27 protein-coding genes are annotated in these 25,772 nt (G+C 56.8%); 13 read left to right on the top strand and 14 right to left on the bottom strand.

The window, feature by feature from the left end; all coding sequences use genetic code 11:
- The first annotated feature begins 2 nt into the window (after positions 1-2).
- Genes ACP0GE_RS04005 through ACP0GE_RS03990 form a run of 4 tightly spaced genes read left to right on the top strand, consistent with a single transcriptional unit; the run spans position 3 to position 3,570 of the window.
- Positions 3-800 carry a CbbQ/NirQ/NorQ/GpvN family protein gene (locus tag ACP0GE_RS04005; RefSeq protein ID WP_424830709.1) on the top strand — a complete coding sequence of 266 codons (798 nt, stop codon included), beginning with the start codon at positions 3-5 and terminating at the stop codon, positions 798-800.
- 9 nt (positions 801-809) lie between these two features.
- On the top strand, positions 810-2,732 hold the full coding sequence (locus ACP0GE_RS04000; protein ID WP_424830708.1) for a nitric oxide reductase activation protein NorD: 1,923 nt from the start codon (positions 810-812) through the stop codon (positions 2,730-2,732).
- Entirely contained in the window at positions 2,729-3,277 is a 549-nt protein-coding gene (locus ACP0GE_RS03995; RefSeq protein WP_424830707.1) for a cytochrome c oxidase subunit 3, read from the top strand. The genes ACP0GE_RS04000 and ACP0GE_RS03995 overlap by 4 nt, the downstream gene beginning before the upstream one ends.
- 5 nt (positions 3,278-3,282) lie before the next feature.
- Positions 3,283-3,570: a cytochrome C oxidase subunit IV family protein gene (locus tag ACP0GE_RS03990; RefSeq protein WP_424830706.1), complete on the top strand. Its 288-nt coding sequence runs from the start codon at positions 3,283-3,285 to the stop codon at positions 3,568-3,570.
- 50 nt (positions 3,571-3,620) lie between these two features.
- Here ACP0GE_RS03990 and hemA read toward each other — a convergent pair whose 3' ends face one another.
- Entirely contained in the window at positions 3,621-4,844 is a 1,224-nt protein-coding gene (gene hemA, locus ACP0GE_RS03985) for a 5-aminolevulinate synthase (RefSeq protein ID WP_424830705.1), read from the bottom strand.
- A gap of 181 nt (positions 4,845-5,025) precedes the next feature.
- Between hemA and ACP0GE_RS03980 the strand changes: the two genes are divergently transcribed.
- The 3 genes from ACP0GE_RS03980 (at position 5,026) to ACP0GE_RS03970 (ending at position 7,276) form a co-directional block, all read left to right on the top strand.
- Positions 5,026-5,718, top strand: a complete 693-nt coding sequence (locus ACP0GE_RS03980; protein ID WP_424830704.1) for a Crp/Fnr family transcriptional regulator — start codon at positions 5,026-5,028, stop codon at positions 5,716-5,718.
- A gap of 134 nt (positions 5,719-5,852) precedes the next feature.
- Complete coding sequence (locus ACP0GE_RS03975) at positions 5,853-6,221, top strand: group I truncated hemoglobin (RefSeq protein WP_424830703.1); 369 nt, start codon at positions 5,853-5,855, stop codon at positions 6,219-6,221.
- A complete protein-coding gene (locus ACP0GE_RS03970; RefSeq protein ID WP_424830702.1) occupies positions 6,218-7,276 on the top strand; it encodes an adenylate/guanylate cyclase domain-containing protein in 1,059 nt (352 codons plus the stop codon). The genes ACP0GE_RS03975 and ACP0GE_RS03970 overlap by 4 nt, the downstream gene beginning before the upstream one ends.
- Before the next feature lie 2 nt (positions 7,277-7,278).
- On the opposite strand, the gene ACP0GE_RS03965 is transcribed toward ACP0GE_RS03970, so the two are convergent.
- The 10 genes from ACP0GE_RS03965 to guaA all read right to left on the bottom strand — a co-directional run bounded on the left by ACP0GE_RS03965 (position 7,279) and on the right by guaA (position 17,810).
- Positions 7,279-7,893, bottom strand: a complete 615-nt coding sequence (locus tag ACP0GE_RS03965) for a TetR/AcrR family transcriptional regulator (protein WP_424830701.1) — start codon at positions 7,891-7,893, stop codon at positions 7,279-7,281.
- 120 nt (positions 7,894-8,013) lie between these two features.
- The gene (locus ACP0GE_RS03960; RefSeq protein WP_424830700.1) at positions 8,014-9,051 is read right to left on the bottom strand and encodes a sterol desaturase family protein; all 1,038 of its coding nucleotides are present in this window, start codon (positions 9,049-9,051) and stop codon (positions 8,014-8,016) included.
- A 135-nt stretch (positions 9,052-9,186) separates the two neighbouring features.
- Positions 9,187-10,056, bottom strand: a complete 870-nt coding sequence (gene ppk2 / locus ACP0GE_RS03955; RefSeq protein WP_424830699.1) for a polyphosphate kinase 2 — start codon at positions 10,054-10,056, stop codon at positions 9,187-9,189.
- Between the two features lie 48 nt (positions 10,057-10,104).
- Positions 10,105-11,055 carry an alpha/beta fold hydrolase gene (locus ACP0GE_RS03950; protein ID WP_424830698.1) on the bottom strand — a complete coding sequence of 317 codons (951 nt, stop codon included), beginning with the start codon at positions 11,053-11,055 and terminating at the stop codon, positions 10,105-10,107.
- A gap of 5 nt (positions 11,056-11,060) precedes the next feature.
- Entirely contained in the window at positions 11,061-11,999 is a 939-nt protein-coding gene (gene metA / locus ACP0GE_RS03945) for a homoserine O-acetyltransferase MetA (protein WP_424830697.1), read from the bottom strand.
- Positions 12,000-12,037: 38 nt separating this feature from the next.
- Complete coding sequence (locus tag ACP0GE_RS03940) at positions 12,038-12,910, bottom strand: ATPase (RefSeq protein WP_424830696.1); 873 nt, start codon at positions 12,908-12,910, stop codon at positions 12,038-12,040.
- 49 nt (positions 12,911-12,959) lie between these two features.
- Positions 12,960-13,856, bottom strand: a complete 897-nt coding sequence (locus ACP0GE_RS03935; protein WP_424830695.1) for a DMT family transporter — start codon at positions 13,854-13,856, stop codon at positions 12,960-12,962.
- Positions 13,857-13,978: 122 nt separating this feature from the next.
- On the bottom strand, positions 13,979-15,124 hold the full coding sequence (locus ACP0GE_RS03930) for an OmpP1/FadL family transporter (protein ID WP_424830694.1): 1,146 nt from the start codon (positions 15,122-15,124) through the stop codon (positions 13,979-13,981).
- Between the two features lie 122 nt (positions 15,125-15,246).
- Positions 15,247-16,152, bottom strand: a complete 906-nt coding sequence (locus tag ACP0GE_RS03925; protein ID WP_424830693.1) for a DMT family transporter — start codon at positions 16,150-16,152, stop codon at positions 15,247-15,249.
- Between the two features lie 98 nt (positions 16,153-16,250).
- Positions 16,251-17,810, bottom strand: coding sequence for a glutamine-hydrolyzing GMP synthase (guaA, locus tag ACP0GE_RS03920; RefSeq protein WP_424830692.1), 1,560 nt, complete (start codon positions 17,808-17,810; stop codon positions 16,251-16,253).
- 93 nt (positions 17,811-17,903) lie between these two features.
- Here guaA and ACP0GE_RS03915 point away from each other — a divergent pair, with 93 nt between their 5' ends.
- Together ACP0GE_RS03915 and ACP0GE_RS03910 are read left to right on the top strand one after the other, a co-directional pair.
- On the top strand, positions 17,904-18,344 hold the full coding sequence (locus tag ACP0GE_RS03915) for a GNAT family N-acetyltransferase (protein WP_424830691.1): 441 nt from the start codon (positions 17,904-17,906) through the stop codon (positions 18,342-18,344).
- Between the two features lie 137 nt (positions 18,345-18,481).
- Positions 18,482-20,026 (top strand): trimethylamine methyltransferase family protein, encoded by a 1,545-nt coding sequence (locus tag ACP0GE_RS03910; protein WP_424830690.1) that lies wholly within the window; start codon positions 18,482-18,484, stop codon positions 20,024-20,026.
- On the opposite strand, the gene ACP0GE_RS03905 is transcribed toward ACP0GE_RS03910, so the two are convergent.
- Positions 20,027-20,314 (bottom strand): DUF6477 family protein, encoded by a 288-nt coding sequence (locus ACP0GE_RS03905; RefSeq protein ID WP_424833804.1) that lies wholly within the window; start codon positions 20,312-20,314, stop codon positions 20,027-20,029.
- Positions 20,315-20,566: 252 nt separating this feature from the next.
- On the opposite strand from ACP0GE_RS03905, the gene ACP0GE_RS03900 reads away from it, so the two are divergent.
- Both ACP0GE_RS03900 and ACP0GE_RS03895 read left to right on the top strand, forming a co-directional pair.
- A complete protein-coding gene (locus ACP0GE_RS03900; RefSeq protein WP_424830689.1) occupies positions 20,567-21,676 on the top strand; it encodes a DUF6456 domain-containing protein in 1,110 nt (369 codons plus the stop codon).
- Between the two features lie 57 nt (positions 21,677-21,733).
- Complete coding sequence (locus tag ACP0GE_RS03895; RefSeq protein WP_424830688.1) at positions 21,734-22,657, top strand: LysR substrate-binding domain-containing protein; 924 nt, start codon at positions 21,734-21,736, stop codon at positions 22,655-22,657.
- A gap of 50 nt (positions 22,658-22,707) precedes the next feature.
- On the opposite strand, the gene ACP0GE_RS03890 is transcribed toward ACP0GE_RS03895, so the two are convergent.
- Positions 22,708-23,256: a peroxiredoxin gene (locus ACP0GE_RS03890; RefSeq protein WP_424830687.1), complete on the bottom strand. Its 549-nt coding sequence runs from the start codon at positions 23,254-23,256 to the stop codon at positions 22,708-22,710.
- A gap of 251 nt (positions 23,257-23,507) precedes the next feature.
- Between ACP0GE_RS03890 and lipA the strand changes: the two genes are divergently transcribed.
- Both lipA and ACP0GE_RS03880 read left to right on the top strand, forming a co-directional pair.
- Entirely contained in the window at positions 23,508-24,458 is a 951-nt protein-coding gene (gene lipA, locus ACP0GE_RS03885; RefSeq protein WP_424830686.1) for a lipoyl synthase, read from the top strand.
- Positions 24,455-25,606 (top strand): amidohydrolase, encoded by a 1,152-nt coding sequence (locus ACP0GE_RS03880; RefSeq protein ID WP_424830685.1) that lies wholly within the window; start codon positions 24,455-24,457, stop codon positions 25,604-25,606. Before lipA ends, ACP0GE_RS03880 begins: the two co-directional genes overlap by 4 nt.
- Here ACP0GE_RS03880 and ACP0GE_RS03875 read toward each other — a convergent pair.
- The gene (locus ACP0GE_RS03875) at positions 25,596-25,769 is read right to left on the bottom strand and encodes a hypothetical protein (protein WP_424830684.1); all 174 of its coding nucleotides are present in this window, start codon (positions 25,767-25,769) and stop codon (positions 25,596-25,598) included. The genes ACP0GE_RS03880 and ACP0GE_RS03875 overlap by 11 nt on opposite strands.
- Between the last annotated feature and the right edge of the window lie 3 nt (positions 25,770-25,772).

The raw sequence follows: 25,772 nt of genomic DNA, 5'->3' as shown, positions 1-25,772 counted from the left end.
CCATGAAACTGACAGAGGGGGCGGCAAACGCCCCCTTCTACCTCGCCCAGGGCGACGAATGCGATGTATTCGCCGCCGCGTACACCAACAACCTGCCGGTCCTGCTGAAAGGGCCGACCGGCTGTGGCAAGACCCGATTTGTGGCCCATATGGCCGCCAGCCTTGGCCGCCCGCTTTATACCGTGGCCTGCCATGACGATCTGGCCGCCGCTGACCTGATCGGGCGGTATCTGCTGAAAGGCGGCGAAACTGTCTGGGTCGATGGCCCTCTGACCCGCGCGGTGCGCGAAGGCGCGATCTGCTACCTTGATGAGGTGGTTGAGGCCCGCAAGGACGTCACCGTCGTGCTGCACCCGCTGACCGACGACCGGCGCATCCTGCCGATCGACCGCACGGGCGAAGAGCTTGAGGCCGCGCCCGGCTTCATGCTGGTGGCGTCGTATAATCCCGGCTACCAGAATATCCTGAAAACCCTGAAACCCTCGACCCGCCAGCGGTTCATCTCGCTGGAATTCGACTTCCCGTCGCCCGAGATGGAGGCGCAAGTCGTCGCCCAGGAAAGCGGCCTGCCGCTGGAACGCTGCAAGCCACTGGTCCGTCTGGCGGGCAAGCTGCGCGGGCTCAAGGGTCAGGACCTTGAGGAAGGCGTCTCCACCCGTCTGGTCGTCTATGCCGCGACGCTGATCGCACAAGGCATGTCCACCGACCGCGCCATCCTTGCCGCCATGATCGAACCTCTGACCGATGACGAGGATATCAAACGCGGGCTCCTCGATCTTGTCACGGCTGTCTTTGGGTGAGGCCGGCCGATGGTCAAGATCGACTTTGAGCCATGGGAACCCGAAGAAACGATCGGGAAACTGTGGCACACCCTTGCCAGCCGCCTCGATGCACCTTTGGTGCATGATGGAGCCGCGGTCGACCTCTCAGAGGTCGCGGGGCGGCTGGCTGTCCTCTTTCGGGGGCTTGGGGGTAGCCCGGGCGTCGAATTGCGCCCGGTCTCACCCGAGGTTTCGCGTCACCGGTTGGGTTGGCGCCGCAGTCTGGGAACCGAAGCTGAACTTATGCCGCGCGCGTCTTTCGATGGAGAGGTGCTGCGCCTGCCGGATCGGCTGGCCGTTTTTCCTGCCCGTGAAGCGAATGGCGCGCTGTATGTCTGGCTGGCTGCCGCCGTAGCCCATGCCGTAACCCGCATTGACGAAGATGACCCGCTGCGCTCTGATTTGCGCGCGTTGATCGCGGCGCAGAGCATGGTCGAGGCGACTTTGGATGACGCCCCTGGCTGGCGACCGCTCTATTACGAGCTTTGTAAGGGCGTGCTGCACCATCGCGACGTTCCCGGCCTGCCGCCGGTTGAGGCTGCTGTTGAGGAACTGGTTCGCCATATGCTTGAAGACCCCGCGCCTCTGTCGGACCGGGCCGAGCAGCTCCTGGCACTGGACGACGACCTGACTGCACCGCGCGGCTATCAACCGATGCGCCCGGTGCCCCTGTGGCCCGAATTGCGCGCAGTCGGGTTCTCGGAACACAACGAAGTCGAAAACCCCGATACCGAAGGTCCACCCGAAGAATCCGGCGAGAAAACCCATCGCGCCCGCCGCCGCAAATCGGACCAGGCCAATCGCAGTGACAGTTTCATCCTGCACAAGTTCGAAGCGATCCTCAGCTGGGCCGAGTTCCTGAATATCAACCGGCGCATTGATGATGACGATCCGGATAACGCCAAGAAAGCCGCCGATGATCAGGAAGAGATTGGTTTGGGTCAGATCTCTAAAGCACCGCCTACCAAACTGAAACTGCATCTGGACCTCGCACCCGAGGATGTGAATCGAGAACGCCTGTCAGGCCGCATCCTTTATCCCGAATGGGACGTGCGCACGGGGCAGTACTTGCCGGATCACGTCAACGTCCTGCTGTCGGATGCCGATATCCGCGAAGACTCGGCTGAATTTGGCAAAGACCCGGCCACCGCCCGCCGCATCCGTGCCGTAAAACGCCAGTTCGAGGCGCTGCGCCCGGGCCGCGTCATGACCCGCGGCCATTTGGACGGCGATCAACTGGATATCGAGGCCGCCGTGCGGGCGCAGGTCGACCGCTGCGCCAATGGCGAAGGCGCCGAACGCATCTGGATGCAATCCCGCCCCGAGGCGCGCGATCTGGCCGTATCGATCCTGCTGGATGTCAGCCGCTCGACCGAAAGCGCCGTCACCGGCCGCGCCGTGATTGACATCGAGCGCGAGGCGCTGGCCGCGCTCGCCTGGGGCCTGAACGCCTGTGGAGATGACTTTGCCGTCCACGCCTTCAGCTCTCTGAAGCGTCAGCGGGTCTACGTGCAGCGTTGTAAACGGTTCGATGAGCCGATGGGCACAAGGGTCGAACAACGCATCGCCTCACTGCGACCCGGTCACTACACTCGGCTTGGCGCAGCGATCCGTCATTGCTCGGCTGATCTGGCAGAGCAATCCCGTAAACGCCGTCTGCTGCTGGTCATCACGGACGGTAAGCCCAATGATCTCGACCATTACGAAGGCCGCCACGGCATCGAAGACACACGGCAAGCCGTGCGCGAAGCGCGTCAGGCCGGACAGTCTGTCTTCGGCGTCACCATCGACAAAACCGGCAAAAGCTGGTTCCCGCGTATGTTCGGACAGGGCGGTTTCGCCGTCATCCCCGACCCGCACCGCCTGACAATGGCACTGCCGCAGATCTACCGCCAATTGGTCGGCGCATGAGCGACACCTCTCTGATCGACGAGCTTCCGGGTGAGTTGCTGATGTGGGTTCTGATTATCAGTGAGTTGTTGGTCTTCGGGGCCGGTCTGATTGCCTTCATGGGCGTGCGCCTGACCGATCCCGCGGGATTTGCCGAGGCACAATCGCATCTCTACCGCACCGGAGCCGCGCTCAACACGGCAGTGCTTGTCACCTCGGGCTATCTGGCCGCGCAAGCCTTGCACTGGCGGCAGATCGCACGTCGAGCCTCGGCCCGCATGGCTCTCATCGCAGCCGCCGCGCTAGGAGTTGTTTTTTTGATCATCAAAAGCGCAGAGTACGCAGACAAAGCCGCGCAGGGGATCACGTATGAAACGCACCCTTTTTTCTTGTTTTATTACCTGCTGACAGGTTTCCACGCCGCGCATGTGCTGGCAGGAGTCGGCATCCTGCTATTGGTCGCGTGGCGCGATGATACCCGCAACATCGAAGCTGGCGCTCAGTTCTGGCACATGGTTGATCTGGTCTGGATCATGCTCTTCCCCGTGATCTACCTGCTGGGATGAAAACGATGCCAACATCTTCATCTTTTCCCAAATACTCCCGCCGGAGGCATCCGAACCCACTCACCCGAGCCTGGCTCACCCTTCTGGCGCTCAGCGTCGTATCTGCACTGCTTACAGTGCTGCCCATCTCGCCGGCATTTCTGGCTGGCGGAATCCTGATCCTTGCGCTGGTGAAATGCCGGGTCATCCTTGCAAGCTATCTGGATCTTGCAGCCAGCCCATCCTGGCTGCGGGGGTTCTCAATGGTGCTGACCGCCTATACCTTCGTTATCTTCGCCCTTTACCTGATCTGAAAAAAGCCGCCCTTGAAGGGCGGCAGTCGACAAAGCAAAGGGAGCTTCGATTATTGGGCGGCCATCGGCATCCGCGCGATCTGGCAGCGTTGCCACAAGGTCGACAACGCGCCAACCAGATGGTCGATATCGGCATCTGTATGAACCGGTGAGGGGGTGATCCGCAGACGCTCGGTGCCTTTGGGGACTGTTGGGTAGTTGATCGGCTGGATATAGATGCCGAACTCCTCCAGCAGCGTGTCCGAGATGAATTTGCACTTCACCGGATCACCGACCATCACCGGGATGATGTGGCTGGGATTGGGCAAGTGTGGGATACCCTCGGCATCCAATCGGTCGCGCACCTGTGCCACGCGGATCTTTTGCAGATCACGCTCGGAATTGGACTGTTTCAGATGCCGGATTGACGTCGCGGCCCCGGCGGCAATCGAGGGGGGCAGGGCAGTGGTGAAAATGAACCCGCTGGCAAAGCTGCGCACGAAATCGCACAAAGCAGCTGAGGCGGCGATGTAACCCCCGACCACGCCGAATGCCTTGCCGAGCGTTCCTTCGATCACTGTCAGGCGGTCCATCAGGTCGTCACGTTCAGCGATACCGCCACCGCGCGGTCCATACAGGCCAACGGCGTGGACCTCGTCCAGATAGGTCATCGCGCCGTATTTATCGGCCAGGTCGCATATCTCTTTGATCGGGGCGATGTCGCCATCCATGGAATAAACCGACTCAAAGGCAATCATCTTTGGCGCTGTCGGATCGGTGGCGGCCAGTTTCGCCTCAAGATCTTGCAGATCATTGTGCTTCCAGATCACCTTCTGCGCCCGCGAATGGCGGATGCCTTCGATCATCGAGGCATGGTTCAGTGCGTCCGAAAAGACGATCAGGCCCGGAATTTTCGCGGCCAATGTCCCCAAGGCAGCCCAGTTCGAAACGTAGCCAGAGGTAAACAGTAACGCAGCCTCTTTTCCGTGCAGATCGGCCAGTTCGGCCTCCAGCAGCACGTGGTCATGCGTGGTGCCCGAGATATTCCGAGTGCCACCTGCACCTGCGCCGCAGCGATCCAAAGCATCATGCATCGCGTCGATTACCGACGGGTGCTGGCCCATGCCAAGATAGTCGTTGGAACACCAGATCCGCACATCTCGCTGCACTGTGCCATCGGTTTGGCGGGCGTTTGGAAACGCGCCGCATCGGCGTTGAAGGTCGATGAAGACACGATAATTGCCTTCTTCCCGCAAGTCATTCAGGCTCTGGTCAAAAAATCGCTCGTAGTCCATCTTGCTTGCTCCCCGGAATACTGGCTTTGGAGCGAGGTTAGTCTTCCTGTCCGGGGCAGGACATGACAATAGTCAAGTTCGATGGCGGAAAAGACTGGTGCCCCGCGCATGGGTTTGGCATAGCCATTGGACCAGGGGATGCACCGGTTGGACCAACGATCGGCAGAGTAGGGGAGCTTTCGTGGCGCACGAAACACAAAAGGCCATCGCACGTCAGTCGCTGCTTTTGAAAAGCCTGCCGGAGCAACATGTCGACACACTGCTAAGCCACGCGATCTGGCGACAGTACGACCGCGGCGAGACGATCTTTCTTCAGGAAGAAGAGGCAAAGGCGGTTCACGTCGTTTTGGCCGGTTGGGTGAAACTGTTCCGCATGTCCCCGACCGGTGCCGAGGCCGTGGTGAGTGTCTTTACCCGAGGCGAAAGCTTTGGCGAAGCCGTGGCCCTGCGGAATGTTCCCTATCCGGTGTCGGCCGAAGCTGTGTCGCCATGCGAGGTCATGCATATTCCCAGCCCCGTTCTTCTGTCGCTGATGCGTGAAGATCCCCAGATTGGAATCTCGATCCTGGCGGCAACCTTTACGCACCTGCATTCCTTGGTTGCTCAGCTGGAACAGCTCAAGGCGCAGACGGGTGCGCAACGGGTTGCGGAATTCCTGCTTAATCTGTGCGAATGCCAAGCGGGCGAATGCGACGTCGAGTTACCTTATGACAAAATGCTCATCGCGGGGCGTTTGGGGATGAAGCCGGAAAGCCTGAGCCGCGCCTTTTCGCGGCTGAAGTCAGTTGGCGTCAAGATTAACCGAAACCATGCCGAGATCGCAGACATCAAAGGCTTGCGCGACTACGCCGAAAGTGATCCGTCAGAGAAGTAAACCCTGTGACATCCAATCCACCAAGCGCTGAAACTTTGCGCGGCCATGATGCATAGCGACTCATAAAAGTTAACAAAACTGTCAATTTGATATAGTGTTGCAGTGTTAACGCTAATAACGCTTCGGTTTTTGTTGTGAGTCAGACTATTTACGAGAAATACGGTGGCTTCAAAACCATCAGCCGCATCGTAATGCATTTCTATGATTTGGCACTGGATTCTGAGCAGATCGGCGATCATTTCGACGACATCGAAATGCCGCGTCTGATCGATCACCAGACCAAGTTTGTGTCTTCGCTTGTCGGAGGCCCTGCGTCGTTCAGTGATGACCGGATCGAAACTGTGCATCGGCATCTGAATATCACGCATGAAGACTTCGACGAAATGGGAGCCCTGTTGACCGAGGCTCTTGCCCATCACGGCATGGCGGATGCGGACATTGAAATCGTGATGGATGCGATTGAATCAAAACGCTCCATAATTGTTGCGCGGACTGCTGCATGAACATTCAGGCCATCAACGAACACCTGCTGCGCGCGATTGGTGTTGGGGTGGCCGTTCTGCGCGCTTCGGACATGACGTTCATTTTTCACAATGGTCCCTTTGCGGAATGGTTTGGAAAGCCCGAGCCAGGGCAGACGTTGCCGGATGTTCTTCCAGGGCTGGACCTGAAAGAACTGGAAGATGTGAAACAATCGGGCCTCCGGTATTCTGCAGAATTGCAGATCAAACCCAAGCGCCGCACATTGATCTTTGCGACCACAGTCTCGCTGGCCAACGGGGTTGATGAACAGCTTTTGGTTGTTGAATGCCAGAACATCACGCGTATCCGCGAGTTGGAAAGCATGATCGACAGCTATTCGACCATGGTTGAGCGCAATACGCGAGAGTTGGAGCGCGAAAAAGAAAGGGTCGAGCGCCTGTTGCTGAACCTGATGCCGCGCGCCGTTTATGAGGAATTCAAGACATTTGGGGTGGTCACACCGCAGCTATATGACAACGTATCGGTGGTCATGCTGGACTTTGTCGGCTTTACCGATTTTACAGCCAGGACCGACCCGACGGTTACGCTGAGCGAGTTGAACGACATCTTCACCGCATTTGACCGCATCGTCGAGCAATTCGGCTGCGAGCGGATAAAAACCATAGGCGACGCTTATCTGGCCGTGTCCGGTATGCCAGACGAGACACCGGACCACGCCACCGCAGTGGCCCATTGCGCCGTCCGCTTCCTAAGGTATCTGGAGCGGCGCAATGAAAGCCATCCTCATAAATGGCAGGCCCGAATTGGGCTTGGAACGGGTGCAGCCGTGGGTTCAGTCGTGGGAATCCAAAAATATGTCTATGACGTGTTCGGCCCGGCGGTAAACATCGCCTCGCGCCTTCAGGTCTTTGCTAACCCAATGCACATTGTTGCCCCGGAAGAAATGAAGTACGCGCTGATTGACGAGTTCCAGATTACCGATCTGGGGCCGGTTGATATCAAGGGGATGGGGAAGATGGACCTGATCAATGTCACATCCCGACTAAGTACACCTCAGAAAACCCGGATGTTCTGAGTTCAGTCATCCTGAGGCAACAGCCCCAGACCGCGCAGGTAAATTCCAATTCCCGATTCCAGCAACTCTTCGGGCGGGAAGGGGGATGAGGCGCCGGTGTTTCGGGCATAAAGCTCTACGACGCCATGACTCATCGCCCAGATATGCGCGCTGAACATCGCGGCCGGAGGGCGTTTTTCAGGTGGAATATGCTGCGAGAGGTCGGCAGCGGCCTTTTCCAGAACGCTTCTGGCACGGTTCGCAGCGATGGCCAGTTCGGGTGTCCGATTGACCGAAATGCCGCTTTCGAACATAGCAATGTAATGGCCGGGATGCTTGCGCGCAAAGGCAAGATAGGCACGACCCGTTGCCTCAAATGCGGCCAGCGCCGAGGGTTGGCCTTTGTCGTAAGCGAATTGCATCAGGTCGGCAAACATCTCGAAACCTTGCCGCGCGGCCTCGGCGATCAGGTCCTCGCGACCTTCGTAATGCCGGTAAACGGCCGCCGGGGTCACACCAGCGGTTTTGGCGGCTTCGGACAGGGTGAATCCCGTTGGGCCTTTCGCCTCGATCAGGGACAATGCCGCTTCGATCAACGCTTGTTTGAGGTTTCCGTGATGATAACCGCGTTTCGTCATTCGCGCGTCAGGTGTCCCTGCAAATCAACTGTAAGAGACAGTTAGATATAGCATTTTTTCAAGCCCGTCCAATCGTTGAGAAACACTGAGTTGCATAGCGTTGAGCGCGGCTGATTTGGCTCAAACCCGTACTTTTGGGGCTTCTTCCGCGTTACCATGTGCCTTGGTCTTCTTTTTCCTTCTTTGCGGAGAAACCAACGCCGCGCGCCAACCTTGGCGAGCCAAGTTGAAAGCGTTCTTAAACGGGCGGAAGTACAGCACGAGTGCATTGTTCCAGGTACCATCTTCCCCATTGCCCAAACCGTAGTCCAGGTTCTCTTTGGATTTTGGCGAATACAAGGTTCCCGCGCTCCAATCCCACAAAGAGAAGATGAATCCCATGTTCTTGTCCCAGTGCTTTTTGGCCTTTGAATGATGGATTTGGTGTTGTGCGGGGCTGACAAAAATATGCTGCAGCCAGTTCGGATACTGCAACCAGACATGGCTATGGCGCAGATTGAAGGCCGCCAGGAAGAAAACGAACAGGAAAATGTTGATGTCGAACATCTTAAAGATGCGCGCGCCCGTACCAAAGTACTGATCCAGAAGGGCAAAAACCACACCAATCGCAAATCCACCGAATATTGCCGAGACCGCTTCTTCCAGGGGGTGCATGCGGCTGGCTGTCAAAGGTGTCATAACCTCAGCCGAGTGATGTACTTTGTGAAATTCCCAAAGAATGGGGATCTTGTGAAAAATGTAGTGACCGAACCACAACGCGGCGTCCAACGCCAGGATCAGGGTAACAGTGTATATCGCGGACACATACCAAGATGTTTCAGAGGGGCCGACCGGGGCAGGCCCAAGAAGGCCCGCGACAACATCGTACCAAAATGGTGATTGGATCAGGATCGACGCGTAAATAGCCAATATTACGGATTTATTCACGAAGAACATCACATAGTCTGCCTTTGCAGACTTATGCGTCAGAACATCCCACGGCAGTAGCCAGTCCAAAAGACCTAAGAAGCCGTTTTCGCGCCTGGCATCCTGGCTGCGAAAAAACACAAAGATTGCCGCAATCAACGCCGTCGCCAAATATACATATGACAACCGGTATGAAGGGTTAGCCAGCAGCGCAAACGGATTTGCAAGCACCTCTGAAATATAGTCAGCCATGTCACGTTTCCTGCCCGGATTTTGTTCTGCTTAACGCATTATTGTCGGAAGTGTATGTGAATAGCTGGGCAAAATTGCGGCACAAAGCCGTACAAGTTCAATCCTTCAGGGTGACGGGCTTTGTACGGGCCCGAATTATGTTTCCCAAATGTCTGGCCCGCCACTGATATTCGGATCAGGAGAGCTAACGGTCTTGGCGTCCTTTTCATCATAATCCAGGGCACTCAGAACCGTGCGTATCGTCGCCAAACGCGCCCGTTTCTTGTCATCCGAGCGGACAATGGTCCACGGACAACGCTCGGAATGTGAACGCGTCAGGGTCTCGGCGATGGATTGGGAGTATTCGTCCCATTTGTCCAACCCGGCGACGTCTATGGGGCTGAGTTTCCACTGTTTCAGCGGGTCGGTCTCACGCGCCAGGAACCGGTTCAATTGCTCCGCTCGCCCGACATTCAGCCAGAACTTGAACAGTCGGATGCCATCATTGACGAACCCGGTCTCCAGCGGCAGGACCTGACGAAAGAACCGCTCACGTTCTTCGGGTTCGCAGAAACCAAAGACATTCTCGACAACACCCCGGTTGTACCAGCTGCGGTCGAAGAACACGATTTCGCCGGCAGAGGGCAAGTGCGAGATATAGCGCTGAAAATACCACTGGCTGCGTTCGGCATCCGATGGCTTGCTGAGTGCAACATTGCGCGCGCCACGCGGGTTCAAATTCTCGCGGAAGCGCTTGATCGTGCCGCCTTTCCCTGCCGCGTCCCGGCCTTCAAAGATAATGGCGATACGTTGGCCCGTGTCCTTGACCCAGGACTGCATTTTGACCAATTCAACCTGCAGAGCGTCCATCTGCTTGTTGTATTCCTTGCTTTTCATGCGTTCGGAATACGGGTAGGTCGGGTTCAGGATATCGTCTTTCCCGGAGTTCTCGATGGCCTTCCGAATGTCATCCGGAGCAGCCTTGCGGTAGTATTTTTCAATTGCGCCTTTTTCTGATCGGGTCATGAACGCCTCGTCACAAAATCCATAACTAACTATGGATTACGGATGGGCTTAACGCAAACCCGCGCGTTCGGCAGCACGATCAATCGCGGCAGCGACCTCAGGTGCGGCGACAACCTGTGGCATGTGCCCGATACCATCCAACTCGATCAGTTCGGAGCCTGGAATCTGTTCCAGCAAACGTTCCGAATGCCAGTCGATGCCTACTGTCGTGTCTGCGGTCCCGTGCACGATTTCCGTAGGTACAGTTATCTCGCCATAACGTGGTTGTAACGCAGTGACTTCGTCCAGCAAATTGGCGCGCTGCTTTGCGTTGGCATGCATTGAGGCCCGGCGCATGGTCAGGCCGGGGCCAAAGTGCTCGGCATATCCCTCGGGTGTTTTTTGCGGTGCAAAGACGGTATCGAGTGCCTGGTTGACGTACCAATCCGGAACAAAAGCATTGACCAAGGGCAGGGCGAGCGTATTGCCCACGGAAGTCGCGCCGATGGTATTGAATGCATCAAGCGGCGTGTCCCATGGAATTGCCGCCGGGGCAATCAGTACCAGCGCCGAGATGTTTTCTGGCCATGTCACAGCCCATGCCAAAGAGACTGAGCCGCCATAGCTTTGGCCCGCAACGATCGGCTTCGTGGCCCCAAGTTTCGCGGCAGCTTTTTGCAGGATTTCTGCTTGCTCAACAATGGTTTCGCCGTCGGGATTGAAGCTTTCCGAATAGCCCAGCCCCGGGCGGTCGAAAACGATCACACGGTAGTGTTCGGCCAGTATGGGTGCCAGCGCAAAGGTCATATCGCGGGTATTGCCGCTGGACCCATGGATCAACACGACATCGGGACCTTCGCCCATCACCACCGCATGAACTGAAACCCCATCGACATCAACAATCTGACCTTCGGGCTGAAAGGTTGCCTCGGCCAAGGCTTCGTTGCGCGCCGCGCGCCAGACCGCATATCCCCAGATCAAGATCAGAAGGACAACAAGTATGACGGCGATACGTATCATCTGCGTTACGCTCTCAGATCGGTCTGTTCGACACCGATCCGATTGATGTCATAGGGCGTGGTCTCATAGATTTCGCTGATCCAGTTGCCATAAAGCAGATGCGCATGGCTGCGCCACCGGTTCTGCGGCGTCTTGCTGGGATCGTCATCCGGATAGTAGTTCAGCGGCACATTGATTTCGGCGCCATTGGCCACGTCGCGATCATATTCCTGCTTTAGCGTGTCACTGTCATATTCGAAATGGTTAAAGATATAGAGTGCGCGATGCGCCGGATCTTCAACCAAACAGGGTCCGACCTCATCGCTGCCCAGCAGGGTTCGCAGACCTGTCGCAGTGTCAATCTCGGCCTGTTTCATCTCGGTCCAACGGCTGACCGGGATGACGCAATCATCCGAGAAGCCGCGCAGGAACGGCGAGGACGAGTCCAGATTCTGATGCCGGAAACAGCCAAAGGCCTTGGCGTCCAGCATATGCTTTTTGACCCCGTGAAAATGGTTGATCATCGCCATTCCACCCCAGCACACGCCGAACGTGGAATGGACGTTGGTCTGTGTCCAGTTGAACACTTCGCTGATCTCGTCCCAATAGGTGACGTTGTCGAATTCCAGATGCTCGATCGGTGCGCCGGTGATGATCAGACCGTCAAACTTGCGGTCTTTGACCTCCTGAAACGATTGATAGAACTCGGCCATGTGCTCGGCGGCGGTGTTTTTGGTCTGATGCTCGGTCATACGGATCAGCGACAGCTCGATCTGTAGTGGAGTCGCCCCGATCAGACGCGCAAATTGGTTCTCGGTCTGGATTTTCTTGGGCATCAGATTCAGCAGGCCGATCCGCAAGGGGCGGATGTCCTGGCGCGCGGCCTGATCCTCGGACATGACCATCACGCCCTCTTGGCTCAGGACGTCATAGGCGGGCAGGTCGGAAGGAATCTTGATCGGCATAGGGTCACGCTGTTGAAGCTGCGAGGGAAATCTGGAACTTAGGTCGGGTTGGCCTGGGTCTCAAGGGCGCTTTCGATCAACTCGTCGAAATCGCCTGCGTCCCGCACCCTGCCAACTTCGTCGGCAGTGATGGTGATGCCCCAATTGTTGGCCATAGCCTCATATCGGGGTTGCCGATGCGCCAAGGCGCGGGCGTATGTCCAGCGGATGAACGCGTCCGGATCAACCTTGTCGGCGGCGCAGTCATTCTGCGTCAGGTATTCATCCCAGACCTTCGACAGAAACTCGGGTTGATAGGACATCGGTTTAGGCGCCTTGTCGAACCTGCGGACCAACTCAGCCGTATGCGCCTCATCCCCCTTGATCCAAATCATTAGGGCGTGCCGAGACAACTCGGACAAAACCTGATCCTTGGGATCGTTGGGATCGACCCATTCGCAGATGGACCCACCGGTATCGCAGATGAAATTGGGGTACTGGTACAGCTTTTGCGCCCGGTCGATAAAATACTTGGTGTCCAGAAGAGCATGGATTTCAGCAAGCCGGAATTGTTCCTGACGGCGGCGATATTCCGAGATTTCCAGTCCCCCCAACGCCGGATTGCCGGGTTTTCCGAGGTAGGCAGACACCGGCGTCAGGTTCTCGAACGAGATATTCGAGCCGATAAAGATCGAATCCGACAGCAGCAGGTCACGCAGAAAAGGAACCTTCATCGCTTCGGCCTTGGCGTTGTCAGTGATGTATTCACCCATGTAACGCGTGCCGATGCGGTAATCGATCGAGTAGTGGAACCAGCCTCCGGAATCCCTCAGACGGTTCGAGACAAAGGATTTTCCCAAGCCGGACATGCCGAAGAACAGCACTTTCTTTCGCGCCGCGTCGCGCCAGTCCTTGGCTGAGGTATAGATCATCGTCCGCTGTCCCTTGTTTTGCCCTAGCTAAAACGGGCAGGGGGCGGCGTCAATCGCGTCTGCCGGACCGGCTGAGGATTATCAGCCCAACGGACAGGATGGCAAAGCCCAGATAGGCGTTCGAGGGAAGGGCTTCGTCACGAACCAGCGCACCCAGCAGGATCGAGATCGGCGGAATGATCAGGGTCACCAGCATCAGATTGCCACTGCCGGCTTGTGCCAGCACACGGTAATACAACAGATAGGCCCCCGCTGTGGCGAAGACCGCGTAGTATGCAATAGCTGCCCAAGTGTCCCACGGCAAAGATATTGACGGGACCCCGTCAATGGCAATCGTAATCGGCAGCATGATCAGGGTCGATGCGCTGAGCATTCCAGCTGCGGCTATTACTGGCCGGAGCTTGTCCAGCTTCAACCGTGCCCAAATTGATGCAAACGCGTAGGACAATGTGCCGCTTAGAATGGCGAGTTGCGCCAGGCTGTTTGGATTGAGTTGGGTGAAATTTCCAAGGCCTATTGCCACGGCCACTCCAAAGAAACCGATAACCACTCCGAAAAGCCGCGCGGGGCTGAGCCTTTCATCCGGAAAGAACGCCGCAGCCAGGACGACGCCGAAAATTGCCGTTGCAGCATTCAGGATCGAAGTGAGGCCAACTTCAACCGAAAGCTGACCCCATGCCATCAGTGAAAACGGTAAGACGTTGTTAAGCAAACCCATGACCAGAAACGCGCACCATATCCTTGGGTCTCGGGGAACAGGTATGCGGCGTATGAAGATTATTGCCCAAAGGACGGCGCTGGCCCACAAAACCCGGTGCAGAACCGAGGTCATCACCGGGATTGTGTCCAGCGCGATGCGAATGGACAAAAACGACGCGCCCCACAGAACTCCGAGCAGAAACAGTTCGGACAATGCGCGGGGGGAGAAGGATTTTTGAGGCGACATGCCTTGTTCTGCCATCCGGCGTCAGATGACGCGACCCGTATCTTGCGACAAAAAAGCCCCGCCGAAAGGGCGGGGCTTCCAAGCCGTATGATGTGGGTTTGCTCTAGCAGCTGTCCCCGAGATCAGAAGCTATAACCGATACGAATACCAAAGCTCACGGCGTCATTGTCCCGGAAGTCAGCTCGGGCAACGTCTGGCGTACCAGTCTCAGCGAATGCATCGCCCAAATCGGTATAGCGAACGCCGCCGCTTACTTTAACGTTCTCGTAAGTGTACTGCAGTCCCACAGCTACACTTTTGAACCCATTGGTGGGCGCGAGCGGTGAAACCAGGTCGTCGCTGTCTTCCTGCTCGTATCCAAAGCTGATTGATGCGGCCCAGTTTTCGTTAAGACGATGCGCCAGCCCGAGATTGAACGTGGTTGTATTGGTCAGATCAATCAGCTCTGCACTAGGCAACATGCCAACTGCAGTTGTGCTCAATTGGGTAACGCTATGGTCGACCCAGCGAATGTTGCCGAACAACAGCGTAGCTGGGGCAACCCCGGTCTGGAAATCCAGATTTACCGACTGAGGTGTTTTTACATCCTGCGCACCCGCAAGCTGGCTGGGAAGGAACGCAAACGTCTCTGTCGTTGAGAAGTCATGTTCGATTTCAGACTGATACGTTAGCGCGACACGCAGGGCTATCTCGGGGCGCTCATAAGCAGCGCCGACCAGCCAGCCGAAGGCACCATCGCGCGCAACGTCAATCTCGTAGCCCGAATAGGGACCATAAGCCAGGCCTTGCAAGCGAATGGTGCCATCCAGACGCTGATAACGGACACCACCGTGCACGCTCCAGTTGCTGTCGAATTTATAGCGAAGGATACCGGTATAGCTATCCGAGTCAGCAAACGCTTCGGTGCCCCCCAACAGAAGAGAACCAGGTTCATTTGGATTACCAGATGGAACCGGATAGCTGACATCCGACCCAAAGGGCTGATCATAAAGCAACGAAACAGACAAGCGGTCGTCTATGTCGTACTTGATACCGGCTGTTACGTGATTGAAGTCCTGTGCGACATTTCCAGATGGTGTACCAAACGGGTTCTGATTTGTAAGATCATTGCCGGTAACATCCGGATTGGTTTGAGACACCGAAAACTCGGCATAGTTCCCATCTTCAAAAATCAGGGTAATCGGCTGACCGCTTCGGTCAAGACCACCTGCCTGTACTGTGGTTGCCCCAACGCATAACGCGCACGCTTGCAAAAGCGTTTTTTTCATAGGTTCCTCCCTACACTGTCCGCTCATTCACCTATGCGCGAAGCTGCTGCACACATCCCCGGCTCATGAGATTGGGTGATACAACATTAGACATAAAGAAATCGTCAACCGGTAACCGAACGTTACTTTGTAAGGGACGGGCGCGCCGGTGTTGCGGAATTGTTACGGTTCTCGGACCAGACATTCAGGAATATTCCGGCGAAAATGACGACTGCCCCAAGCAGCGTCCAGTGATCCAGCGGTTCGTTGTAAAGGATCATTCCAACAATTGCGATTGTCGGCAGCCGCGCAAAATCAAAAGGTACAACAACCGTCGCAGGCGCGATGGCAAGGGCATTTGTTATGCAGAAATGCGCAAGCAGGCCGGCAAGGCCAACCAGCAACAGAAACGGCGCGGTCTGAACCGAGGGCAATCCCATCTGACCGTCGATTGCAGACGCAATCAGGCCAAATACCGCCTGCATCAGCGTCAACCAGAACATGATGCATCCGATGCTGGCCGTGCGCGTCAGCGATTTGGTGGCGATGTTCGTAAGGGCAAAGAAAATCGCAGCGCCGCCTGCGCAAAAAACGCCAAGGCTCAGCGGGGCGGCGCCGGGGCGGGCGACGATCAGGATACCTGCAAACCCGATCAAGGCGGCCATCATGCGTGTGGCGGTCAGCTTCTCGCGCAATAGCAGCGGAGACAGCAGGATGACCCAGATCGGGTTGGTAAATTCCAGCGCAAAAACCTGTGCCAACGGGGCAACCCCAACGGCATAAAACCATAGATTCTGACCGGAAAAATGCAAAGCGTTTCGCACCGCATGCAGGCCAAGCCGGTCGGTGTTTACCTGATGCCATTTCCCGGTCACCGACAGAACAAGCGCCACCACGAAGAAACCAACGACGCTGCGGTAGAACATGATCTCGAACGTGTCATGAGAAACACTCAGCTCACGCCCGGCAATCGCCATGGACGAGAACGAGGCAATCGCCCCCGTCATCCAAAGCGCGGCTTTGCCGATCTGGGCTTTGGGAGCGTCCACAGCTCTCTCCTTGAATGTAGTCGGTTATGGTTTTGTTTTATTTTGGTTTTCGCTGATTTTGTAAAATGAAAAAAGCCGGGTTGAGGCCCGGCTTTGAATTATTCCCACTCAATCGTACCCGGAGGTTTTGAGGTTATGTCATAGGTGCACCGATTGATGCCTTTAACCTCATTGATGATCCGGGTGGCGGTTTCGCCAAGGAATTCATGACTGAAGGGGTAATAGTCCGCAGTCATCCCATCGACCGAGGTGACCGCGCGCAGTGCGCAGGCGTAGTCATAGGTCCGTCCGTCGCCCATTACACCAACTGTGCGCACGGGCAGAATCGCCACGAAAGCCTGCCAGATCTCGTCGTAAAGGCCGTGTTTTCTGATCTGATCAATGTAGACCGCGTCCGCTTCGCGCAGAATTTCCAGCTTCTCGCGCGTGATCTCACCGGGGCAGCGGATGGCCAGCCCGGGTCCGGGGAAAGGATGGCGGCCGATGAAGCTTTGCGGAAGGCCCAGTTCCCGACCCAGGGCGCGAACCTCGTCCTTGAAGAGTTCACGCAGAGGTTCGACCAGTTTCAGGCCCATCTTTTCGGGCAGGCCGCCGACATTGTGGTGCGACTTGATCGTAACCGAAGGGCCGCCCGAGAAGGATACGGACTCGATGACATCCGGATACAACGTTCCCTGCGCCAGGAACTCGGCTCCTTCGATGGTATCCGCGTGTTTTTGGAACACGTCGATGAACAGCTTGCCGATGATCTTACGCTTGGTCTCGGGGTCCGACTGGCCCTCCAACTCGCCCAGAAAAAGTTCGGATTCGTCGGCATGGATCAACTGGATGTTGTAGTTGTCGCGGAACATACCCACGACTTCGGTTGCTTCGTTTTTGCGCAGCAAACCGTGATCAACGAACACGCAGGTTAGCTGATCGCCGATCGCCTCGTGGATCAGAATCGCCGCGACCGAACTATCGACCCCGCCAGAGAGGCCGCAGATGACCTTTTTGTCGCCAACCTGCTCACGGATTTTCCGGATCATTTCGTCGCGGTAGGCGCCCATGGTCCAGTCGCCTTTGAACCCGGCGAGCTTGACGAAGTTCTCGTAAAGCTTCGCGCCTTTTGGGGTGTGGTGTACCTCGGGGTGGAACTGCACGGCATAGAAGTGGCGCGCAGGATCGGCGGTAATCGCAAAAGGCGCATTTGGCGAGGTGCCGAAGACCTGAAAACCGGGGGCGATTTCACTGACATGGTCGCCGTGGCTCATCCAGACCTGTTCGTCGCCATCGGTAAACCAGCCATCCAGAATATCCAGCTGATGTTGCGGTGTTACGAAGGCACGCCCAAACTCGGCGGTGCCATGGCCGCTTTCAACCTTGCCGCCAAGCTGATGCATCATCACCTGCTGGCCGTAACAAATGCCCAGGATCGGTACGCCATAGTCAAAAATCTCTTGCGGCACGCGCGGGGAACCATCCCGCGTCACGCTGTCAGGCCCACCCGAGAAGATCACGGCACGTGGGGCCATCTGGCGCACGAAGTCCATCGTGACGTTCTGATAGGGGTGAATCTCGCAATAGACATTCAGCTCGCGCAGGCGACGGGCAATCAACTGCGTTACCTGGCTGCCGAAGTCGATGATCAGAAGGCGGTCATGGGTGTCTTGGGTCATGCTTGGCTATTAGGTTGCAAGCCTTGCTTGTGCAAGCGCAATGACGTCAATTGGACGCCTGAGCTTTGCGCTGACCGTGATGAAGAGGGCGAAATGACACAGCAGAACCCGCGCCGCGCGACTTTGGCGGATGTAAAGGCTATCCGAGACTGTCTTTCCAGCGCCTATGCCGAGGCGATACGGGATATTCCCGATCTACCGGACGTCACCGGCGGGATTGAGGAAGATATCCACGCGCATAGTGCCTTTGTAACCGAACAGGACGGGCGAATTCTGGGTGTGATCATATTTGGTGTAACGCCGGATGCGGTCATGATCTTCAACCTCGCTGTAAATCCGGATGCGCAAGGCGGTGGCATCGCCCGAAAGCTGCTGGATCTTGCCGAATCTGCGGCGTGCGTCGCAGGACTTCCTGCTCTTAGGCTGCGGACGCATGTTCAGATGCAGAATACACGAGCCATGTACCGGCATTTGGGCTGGCACGAACTTGAAGTCGTGAAAAACACGGTTCTTATGGAAAAGCCGGTCGTCTGACTTGTGCCGGTGTCCTGGGGCGGGATACCGCGCGTAGATGTCGCTTTTCCCCCGATAGCGCCGTAATATACCTGCAGCGTCCTGCTCAGTTCTTGTAGAAAAATCGCCAAAGGAAACAGACGGACCGGATTGAACTTATGGCAGAGGCAAACACCCGGCGTAGAGCCCGGGGCGGCGGCGGTGCCGCCCGACGGGCAGAGCGTACAGCGGTTGTCATCGAGACCGCAAAATATATCGAACGCAACATCCCGAATTTCGAGGTCCTCAATGAAGAGGCCTTGGAAACCATCGAATACAACGCGGAAACCGTGTTGGAGGAAGTCGGGGTCAATTTCGTTGACAACCCAGCTGCGCTGGAACGTTGGCGCGATGCCGGGGCGGATGTAGATGGTGAGCGGGTCCGCATTCCGCGCGGCCTGGCCCGCGAGCTGATCAAGACCGCACCCAGTGAATTCACGCAACATGCCAGAAACCCCGAGAAATCGGTGGTTGTTGGTGGGCGCAATTTGGTTCTGGCCCCGGTATATGGTCCACCCTTTGTGCGCGATGCCAATGGCGGTCGTCGCTATGCCACGATGGACGACTTCAGCAAATTCGTGAAGCTGGTCTATATGTCCAAATGGCTGCACCATTCCGGCGGAACCGTGTGCGAGCCGACCGATGTGCCGGTGAACAAGCGGCACCTTGATATGTTGATGGCGCATATCACCTTGTCGGACAAACCCTTCATGGGATCGGTCACAGACCCCAGCCGCGCGCAGGATTCGGTTGAGATGTGCGAGATCCTGTTCGGCAAAGAGTTCGTGCAGGAAAACACCGTCATGACCTCGCTGACCAACATCAACTCGCCGATGACCTTCGACGACGTAATGATGGGTTCGCTGGAGGTTTATGCGCAGAACAACCAGGCCTGCATCATCTCCCCGTTTATTGTCGGCGGTGCGATGGCGCCGGTTTCGGTTGCCGGTACGCTGACCCAGGTTCTGGCCGAAGTTCTTGCAGGCGTGTCTTACAGTCAGATCGTTCGTCCAGGGGCACCTGCAATCTTTGGTGCGTTCGTGTCGTCAATCGATATGAATTCCGGTGCGCCGACCTTTGGAACACCCGAGGCTTCTTTGGTGACCTACGGGGCCGGTCAGCTGGCGCGGCGTCTTGGTCTGCCATACCGTTCGGCGGGATCGTTCTGTGGCTCGAAACTGCCTGACGCACAAGCGGCTTACGAAACAGCGAATTCGCTGAATATGGGGCTTATGTCGGGCGTGAACTTTATGCTGCATTCCTGCGGCTGGCTTGAAGGTGGTCTGGTCGCGGATTTCGAGAAGTTCGTGATGGACGCCGACCAGTTGGGCGCGTTGCACGGTCTGGCCAAAGGCGTTGCCTATGATGAAAACGCTCAGGCCATGGACGCGATCCGCGAGGTTGGGCCCGGCGGGCATTACCTGGGGTGCGCGCATACACAGGCCAATTTCAAAGAGGCGTTCTGGAGGTCCGAAGTTCTTGACTACAAACCGTTCGAGACTTGGGAAGAAGAAGGCGCCCGCGATACGCAGGCGCTGGCAATGGCGCGGGTCGAACATCTGTTGGCCAACTACCAGCAGCCAAAGCTCGACCCGGCGATCCATGAAGGGCTGAATGACTATGTCGCCCGGAAAAAAGAGTCCATGCCGGACGCCTTTACCTGATCACGCATAGTGCGAGGCGCGATTGGCCTGATACAGTTGCGCCTCGCCGATCAAAGCAATCATCAGATCCAGATGACGGACCAGGGAATAGGCGGCGTCCTCTTCCTTTCGCTGGTGATTGGCATCCCGTTCCAGCTCTAGCAACCGTATCAAAGCCGATCCTGAACCGGGCAGAGCGCCATACCCCAATATCCTTTGCAAGTGCCGATCGCGGTCATAATCCTGCGCACCGATCCTGGCAGCCCGGGTCAAAAGGCGAGGGCGGCGGAGTGTGGTGATCATGCTCATTAGGTCCTGCACGTAGACGTTCCTTTCATGCGAGTGTTTTGCGGGAGTTTATGCACAACTTAAACGGGTGTTGCCTTGCACTTCTTCGCGCCGAACGATGGTTTCACCACTGCTTATCTTTTTGAATCAATTCTTCATCGTGTCGTCTGTGGTTAACGAACGAGTAACGAAAGCGGCTCTAGTTAGATTTGGTTAACTAAGAATCCGACGACGAACATTGACAGTTTGTTTTGTCGACGAGGGCATAAGACTATGGAAAACAGTTTGGCATCTACCGTTCCCGCATGGGTTCCTGAAGGGGCGCAGAGATATCTTGCCCATACGGAATCAGGCCGGTCGATACGGGATATCGCGCGATCGGCGGGATGCCATGCTTCGACAATTTTGCGCCAGATCCGCCGGATCGAGATGCGCCGTGACGATCCTTTGGTGGACGCAGCACTGCAATCCTTGGCCGAAACGCACTTTGGTGCGCAGGATCCGTATCAGGACATGGGCCAGTTTGACGGTGCACAGGATCTGATGACCGATCAGGATGAAGCATTTGAGCGTGAAGCCCTGCGGGTGCTGCGCCGCCTGTGTGAGACCGGGGCCGTATTGGCCGTGGCTGAAGATATGGACAAGGCTGTAATCGTCCGGGACAGCGGCAGCACCGGGGCGACCAAGACGGCAGTTGTCGACTGCAGTCTCGCGCAGGCATTGGCACTAAAAGATTGGATTTCCTGCGACAATCCCGGACGCATCTCACGCTATCGCGTTACCACTTCAGGCCGATCAGCACTTAGCCACCTGGTCGCAGATGCGGAAAACCGCGCACGGACGCAGAACGAGTTTGGCTTGGCAGAGGCGCAAGCGCCGTTTCACGCGGCCAATGCCGGACGGGTGCCAGATGCGGCTCGTCCAAGGCGTCAATCAAGGGCGCGATACAGTACGGCGGAAAGCCCTTTGGTCGCGTTGTCCCGGCGGCGTGACAAGGATGGCAAACCGTTTCTTGACAAAACACTTGTCGCGGCAGGTGAGCGCCTGCGCGAGGATTTTGAGCTGGCGCAGATTGGCCCCCAGATCACGCAAAACTGGGATCGCTTTTTAACCGGAGGAGGCCGGGGCAGGTTCGAAGCTTCGACTCCGTCTGCTCATGGCTCGTCCGGGGCACGTGATCGGGTTGCACATGCGCTGGCGGACTTGGGGCCGGGGCTAAGCGATGTTGCCTTGCGGTGTTGCTGCTATTTGGAAGGGCTGGAACTGGCCGAAAGGCGGATGGGTTGGTCGGCGAGGTCGGGAAAGATCGTCCTACGGATCGCTTTGCAACGGCTCAAGCGTCACTACGAAGATCAAACCGAACGGGACCGTATGATCGGGTGATCTCTGGTAGTCATTTGCGCATCTTGTGGTTTGCCGTGCAAATGATAGTCAGAGGTTATGAATTTCACGCTCAGGCAGCTCCAGTATTTCCGCGCGGTAGCCGAAAAACGCAATTTCGGGCGCGCGGCAACTGCGTGCCATGTTTCGCAGCCTGCTTTGTCTGTTCAGATCAAAGCGCTGGAGGAAACGATGGGCGGGCCATTGTTCGAACGTCAGGCGCGAGACATTCTGCTAACACCGTTGGGGCGTGACGTTCTGGATCGCGCCAATCAGGTGGTCGAAGCGGCTGGAAGGCTGGACAGGTTCGCCCGGGATCATTCCGGCGGACACCGGTCGTTGGCAATTGGTATCATCCCGACCGTTGCGCCATATCTGTTGCCGGGTGTTCTGGCTGCATTGCGTTCAGGGGATGTGTCGCTGCGGGTTCAGATTCGGGAATCCAGAACCGAGCATTTGCTGATGATGCTACGCAGCGGCGAGATTGACGCGGCCGTTTTGGCTCTTCCGGCGGGGGGCGAGGGGCTCGTCGAAGAACCACTGTTTCAGGACATGTTTCTTTTGGCGGGCAGCCAGACACGCCTGAACCGACTGACCGTTAGCCCCGAGGCTTTGCGCCCGACCGATCTGCAAAAGGCCCAACTGATGCTGCTGGAGGATGGGCATTGCCTCACCGATCAGGCGCTTGAAGTGTGCGGGCAGGACCGGGGCAGCGGTCAGATCAATATGGGCGCATCCTCATTAGCGACACTATCGCGTTTGGTCGCTGAAGGGTTCGGGTTGACGCTGATGCCGGAATTGGCGTCGAAAGCTGAATCCGAGGCCGTCCCCGGCCTGAGACTAGTGCGCTTTGGGTCGCCCCAGCCTGCGCGGACGATTGGGCTTGTTCGGCGTGCCTCAACTCAACAGGAAGACTGGTTTGAAAAACTGAGCCGGGTGATGCGGCAGGTCGGCGAAGGAATTGTCGAACAGGCGCGAGCCTGACGAAAAAGGCCCGCCAGTGGCGGGCCTTGTAAGTATTCCATTCCGGCAGATCAGGCCAGTTCGGGCGCGCGGGCCTCGTCCAGATGCTTTGACAGGTTTTCGGGAGATGAGACGCCATAGGGGTCTTCGGGGCAGTTGTCCATCAGCCCGGGCTCTTCGAACCAGGCCTCGACAACACCGTCATTGACGATGGCCGCATAGCGCCACGAGCGCATGCCAAAGCCCAGATTGTCCTTGTCGACCAGCATGCCCATCTTGCGGGTGAACTCACCCGAGCCATCAGGGATGACTTTGACATTTTCCAAACCCTGATCCTGCGCCCATTTGTTCATGACAAAGCTGTCATTGACCGACATGCAGTAGATGTCGTCGATGCCTTTGGCGGTGAAATCGGCAAAGCCTTTCTCAAAACCCGGCAGTTGGTAAGTCGAACATGTGGGGGTAAAGGCACCGGGCAGCGAGAACAGGATGACGCGCTTGCCCGCGAAATAGTCAGCGGTGGTCTTGTCTTCCCAACGGAACGGGTTCGGTCCTTCGACCGCTTCGTCGCGCACGCGGGTATGGAAGGTCACGTCAGGCAGTTTGGTACCGGATTTCATGTTCAACCTCTTGTGAATCGGTGGATTTCCAGGTCGATTTATAAGGATTCTAAATCCGCTTCAATGTCGGATTTGCTGCAAGCGCGTATATTTTTATCTGATGTAAAATCAACGGATAACGACCGGAAGCGCCTCGTCTTTCTGCAGTCGCATCGGGTGGGCGCATAGCGGCCATGCGTCGCTGGTATAGTGGTTGATGGTGGAATATGTTAGGGACAGTTCAAATGGACCCAAAGTCAGGAAATCCGTCCGTGCGTGATCTGAAAATACCCGAGCAACGCCATCCTGAAAAGGCACATCGGCCCGACAACGCTCAGCCGAAGAAACCGAAATGGATCCGGGTCAAGGCCCCCGGCGGCAAGGGCTATGCGGAAACGCATAAGATCATGCGCGAAAACAATCTGGTCACCGTGTGCGAAGAGGCCGGATGCCCCAACGTCGGTGAATGCTGGAGCCAAGGCCACGCCACCATGATGATCATGGGCGAGATCTGCACCCGCGGCTGCACCTTCTGCAACATCGCAACCGGACGTCCGGACTCTCTGGATGCGTTCGAACCCGGCCGCGTGGCCCATGCGGTAGAGAAACTAGGCCTGAACCATGTTGTCATCACCTCGGTTGACCGGGATGATCTTGAAGATGGCGGGGCCGAACATTTCGCCCAGACCATCCGGGCGGTGCGTCATCGTTCACCCAAAACGACAATCGAGATTCTGACGCCGGATTTCTTGAAAAGCGATCCATCGGTTCTGGAAACTGTGGTAGAAGCCCGCCCGGACGTGTTCAACCACAATCTGGAAACCGTTCCGGGCCTTTACCCGCAGGTGCGTCCCGGTGCGCGTTATTTTCACTCTCTGCGCCTCTTGCAGCGCGTGAAGGAAATGGACCCGTCCATGTTTACCAAATCCGGCATTATGGTCGGGTTGGGTGAGGACGAGCAGCAAGTCCGTCAGGTCATGGACGATATGCGCGCCGCCGATATCGATTTCCTGACCATTGGTCAGTATCTGCAACCAACGCCGAAACATCACGGCATTGACCGCTTTGTCACTCCCGAAGAATTCGCAGCTTATGAAAAGGCAGCCTTTGGCAAAGGGTTCCTGATGGTTTCGGCCACGCCTTTGACCCGATCCTCCTACCACGCAGGCGACGATTTTGCCCGTCTGCGCGACGCCCGTCAGAAAAAACTGAGCCAGGCGTGAGACCTGAAGTCAAAGCATGGCTGACAGAAATCCGGCACGAGTTGCATGAAGTGCCCGAACTTTCGGGCGAAGAACGGGGCACCGCCGCCAGTATCGCAAATCTGTTGCAGACCTGCTCACCGGATCAGGTTCTGACAGGCATCGGCGGGCACGGTATCGCCGCGATTTTCGATAGCGGTCAGTCCGGTCCTACGGTAGCCATCCGGTGTGAGTTGGATGGGCTTCCGATTCAAGAGCTTTCGGACATCCCCTATGTCTCGCGCTATCCAGGCAAAGGGCATTTATGCGGTCATGACGGTCATATGGCGATGGTTTTGGGCGTGGCTTTTGGTTTGAGTGAAACGCGCCCTAAGAGCGGACGCGTTGTTCTGATCTATCAACCGGCTGAGGAAACCGGCCAGGGCGCCGCGGCTTTTCGGGCTGATCCGCAATTTGCGCAGATCGCGCCGGACTACGTTTTTTCCTTGCACAACCTGCCGGGGCTGGAGCTTGGTAAGGTTGAATTGTGCACCGGTCCGACCAATTGTGCATCGCGCGGGATGCAAATTGTCCTGACGGGCAAGACTTCCCACGCTGCGGCACCGCAGGATGGGGTTTCTCCGGCTGAGGCGTTGTCAAAACTTATGCCCGCATTGGCCAAGCTGGGGCAGGGTGGAAACCTTGATGAAGACTACGCCCTGGTGACGGTGACACACGCGAGCCTGGGCGCAGCGACCTTCGGAGTCGCGCCGGGACAGGCCGAGCTTTGGGTGACGCTGCGCACGGTCTCGGACAATCGCATGTCCCGGTTGATTGAAGACGCGGAAGCATTGGTTAACCAAATCTCAGCAGATGAGGGTCTGTCGGTAACTATCTCGTATCAAGATGTTTTTGAGGCGTGCCAGAATGATACCGAGGCGGCGGAAATCTTGTCGAAAGCCTGCAAGTCGCAGAGCGTTGTATGTAACCTGACCAGCGCTCCTCAGCGATTTTCCGAGGATTTTGGCCAATTTGGCAAGGGCGCTAAATCAGCGATGTTCTGGTTGGGTGCTGGTGTGGAGCAGCCGCAACTGCATAACCCCGATTATGATTTCCCCGACGCACTGATCCCCGTCGGAAGCGATGTCTTTCTGGCGGCAATTGATCAGGTTCTGGGCCTCAGGGCCTGAATTTCAACGGCTCTCGTTCCGCCCAGTCGGGCCACCATCCCATGTATTCCAGTCCGAAAAGCGCAAAGCACAGCAGCAAAATTACCACCACCATGATAACCTGCTTTTCCGAAGGCGGGTTTCTGGCCCATTTGGACATGCGCAGGAGGTGCCGTAGATTCATGGT

The sequence above is a fragment of the Ruegeria sp. genome, from assembly GCF_965243365.1.
In the GTDB taxonomy this organism is placed as follows: Bacteria; Pseudomonadota; Alphaproteobacteria; order Rhodobacterales; family Rhodobacteraceae; genus Ruegeria.
The sequence above is the reverse complement of the archived record's forward strand: the minus strand, read 5'-3'. Positions and strand labels throughout refer to the sequence as shown.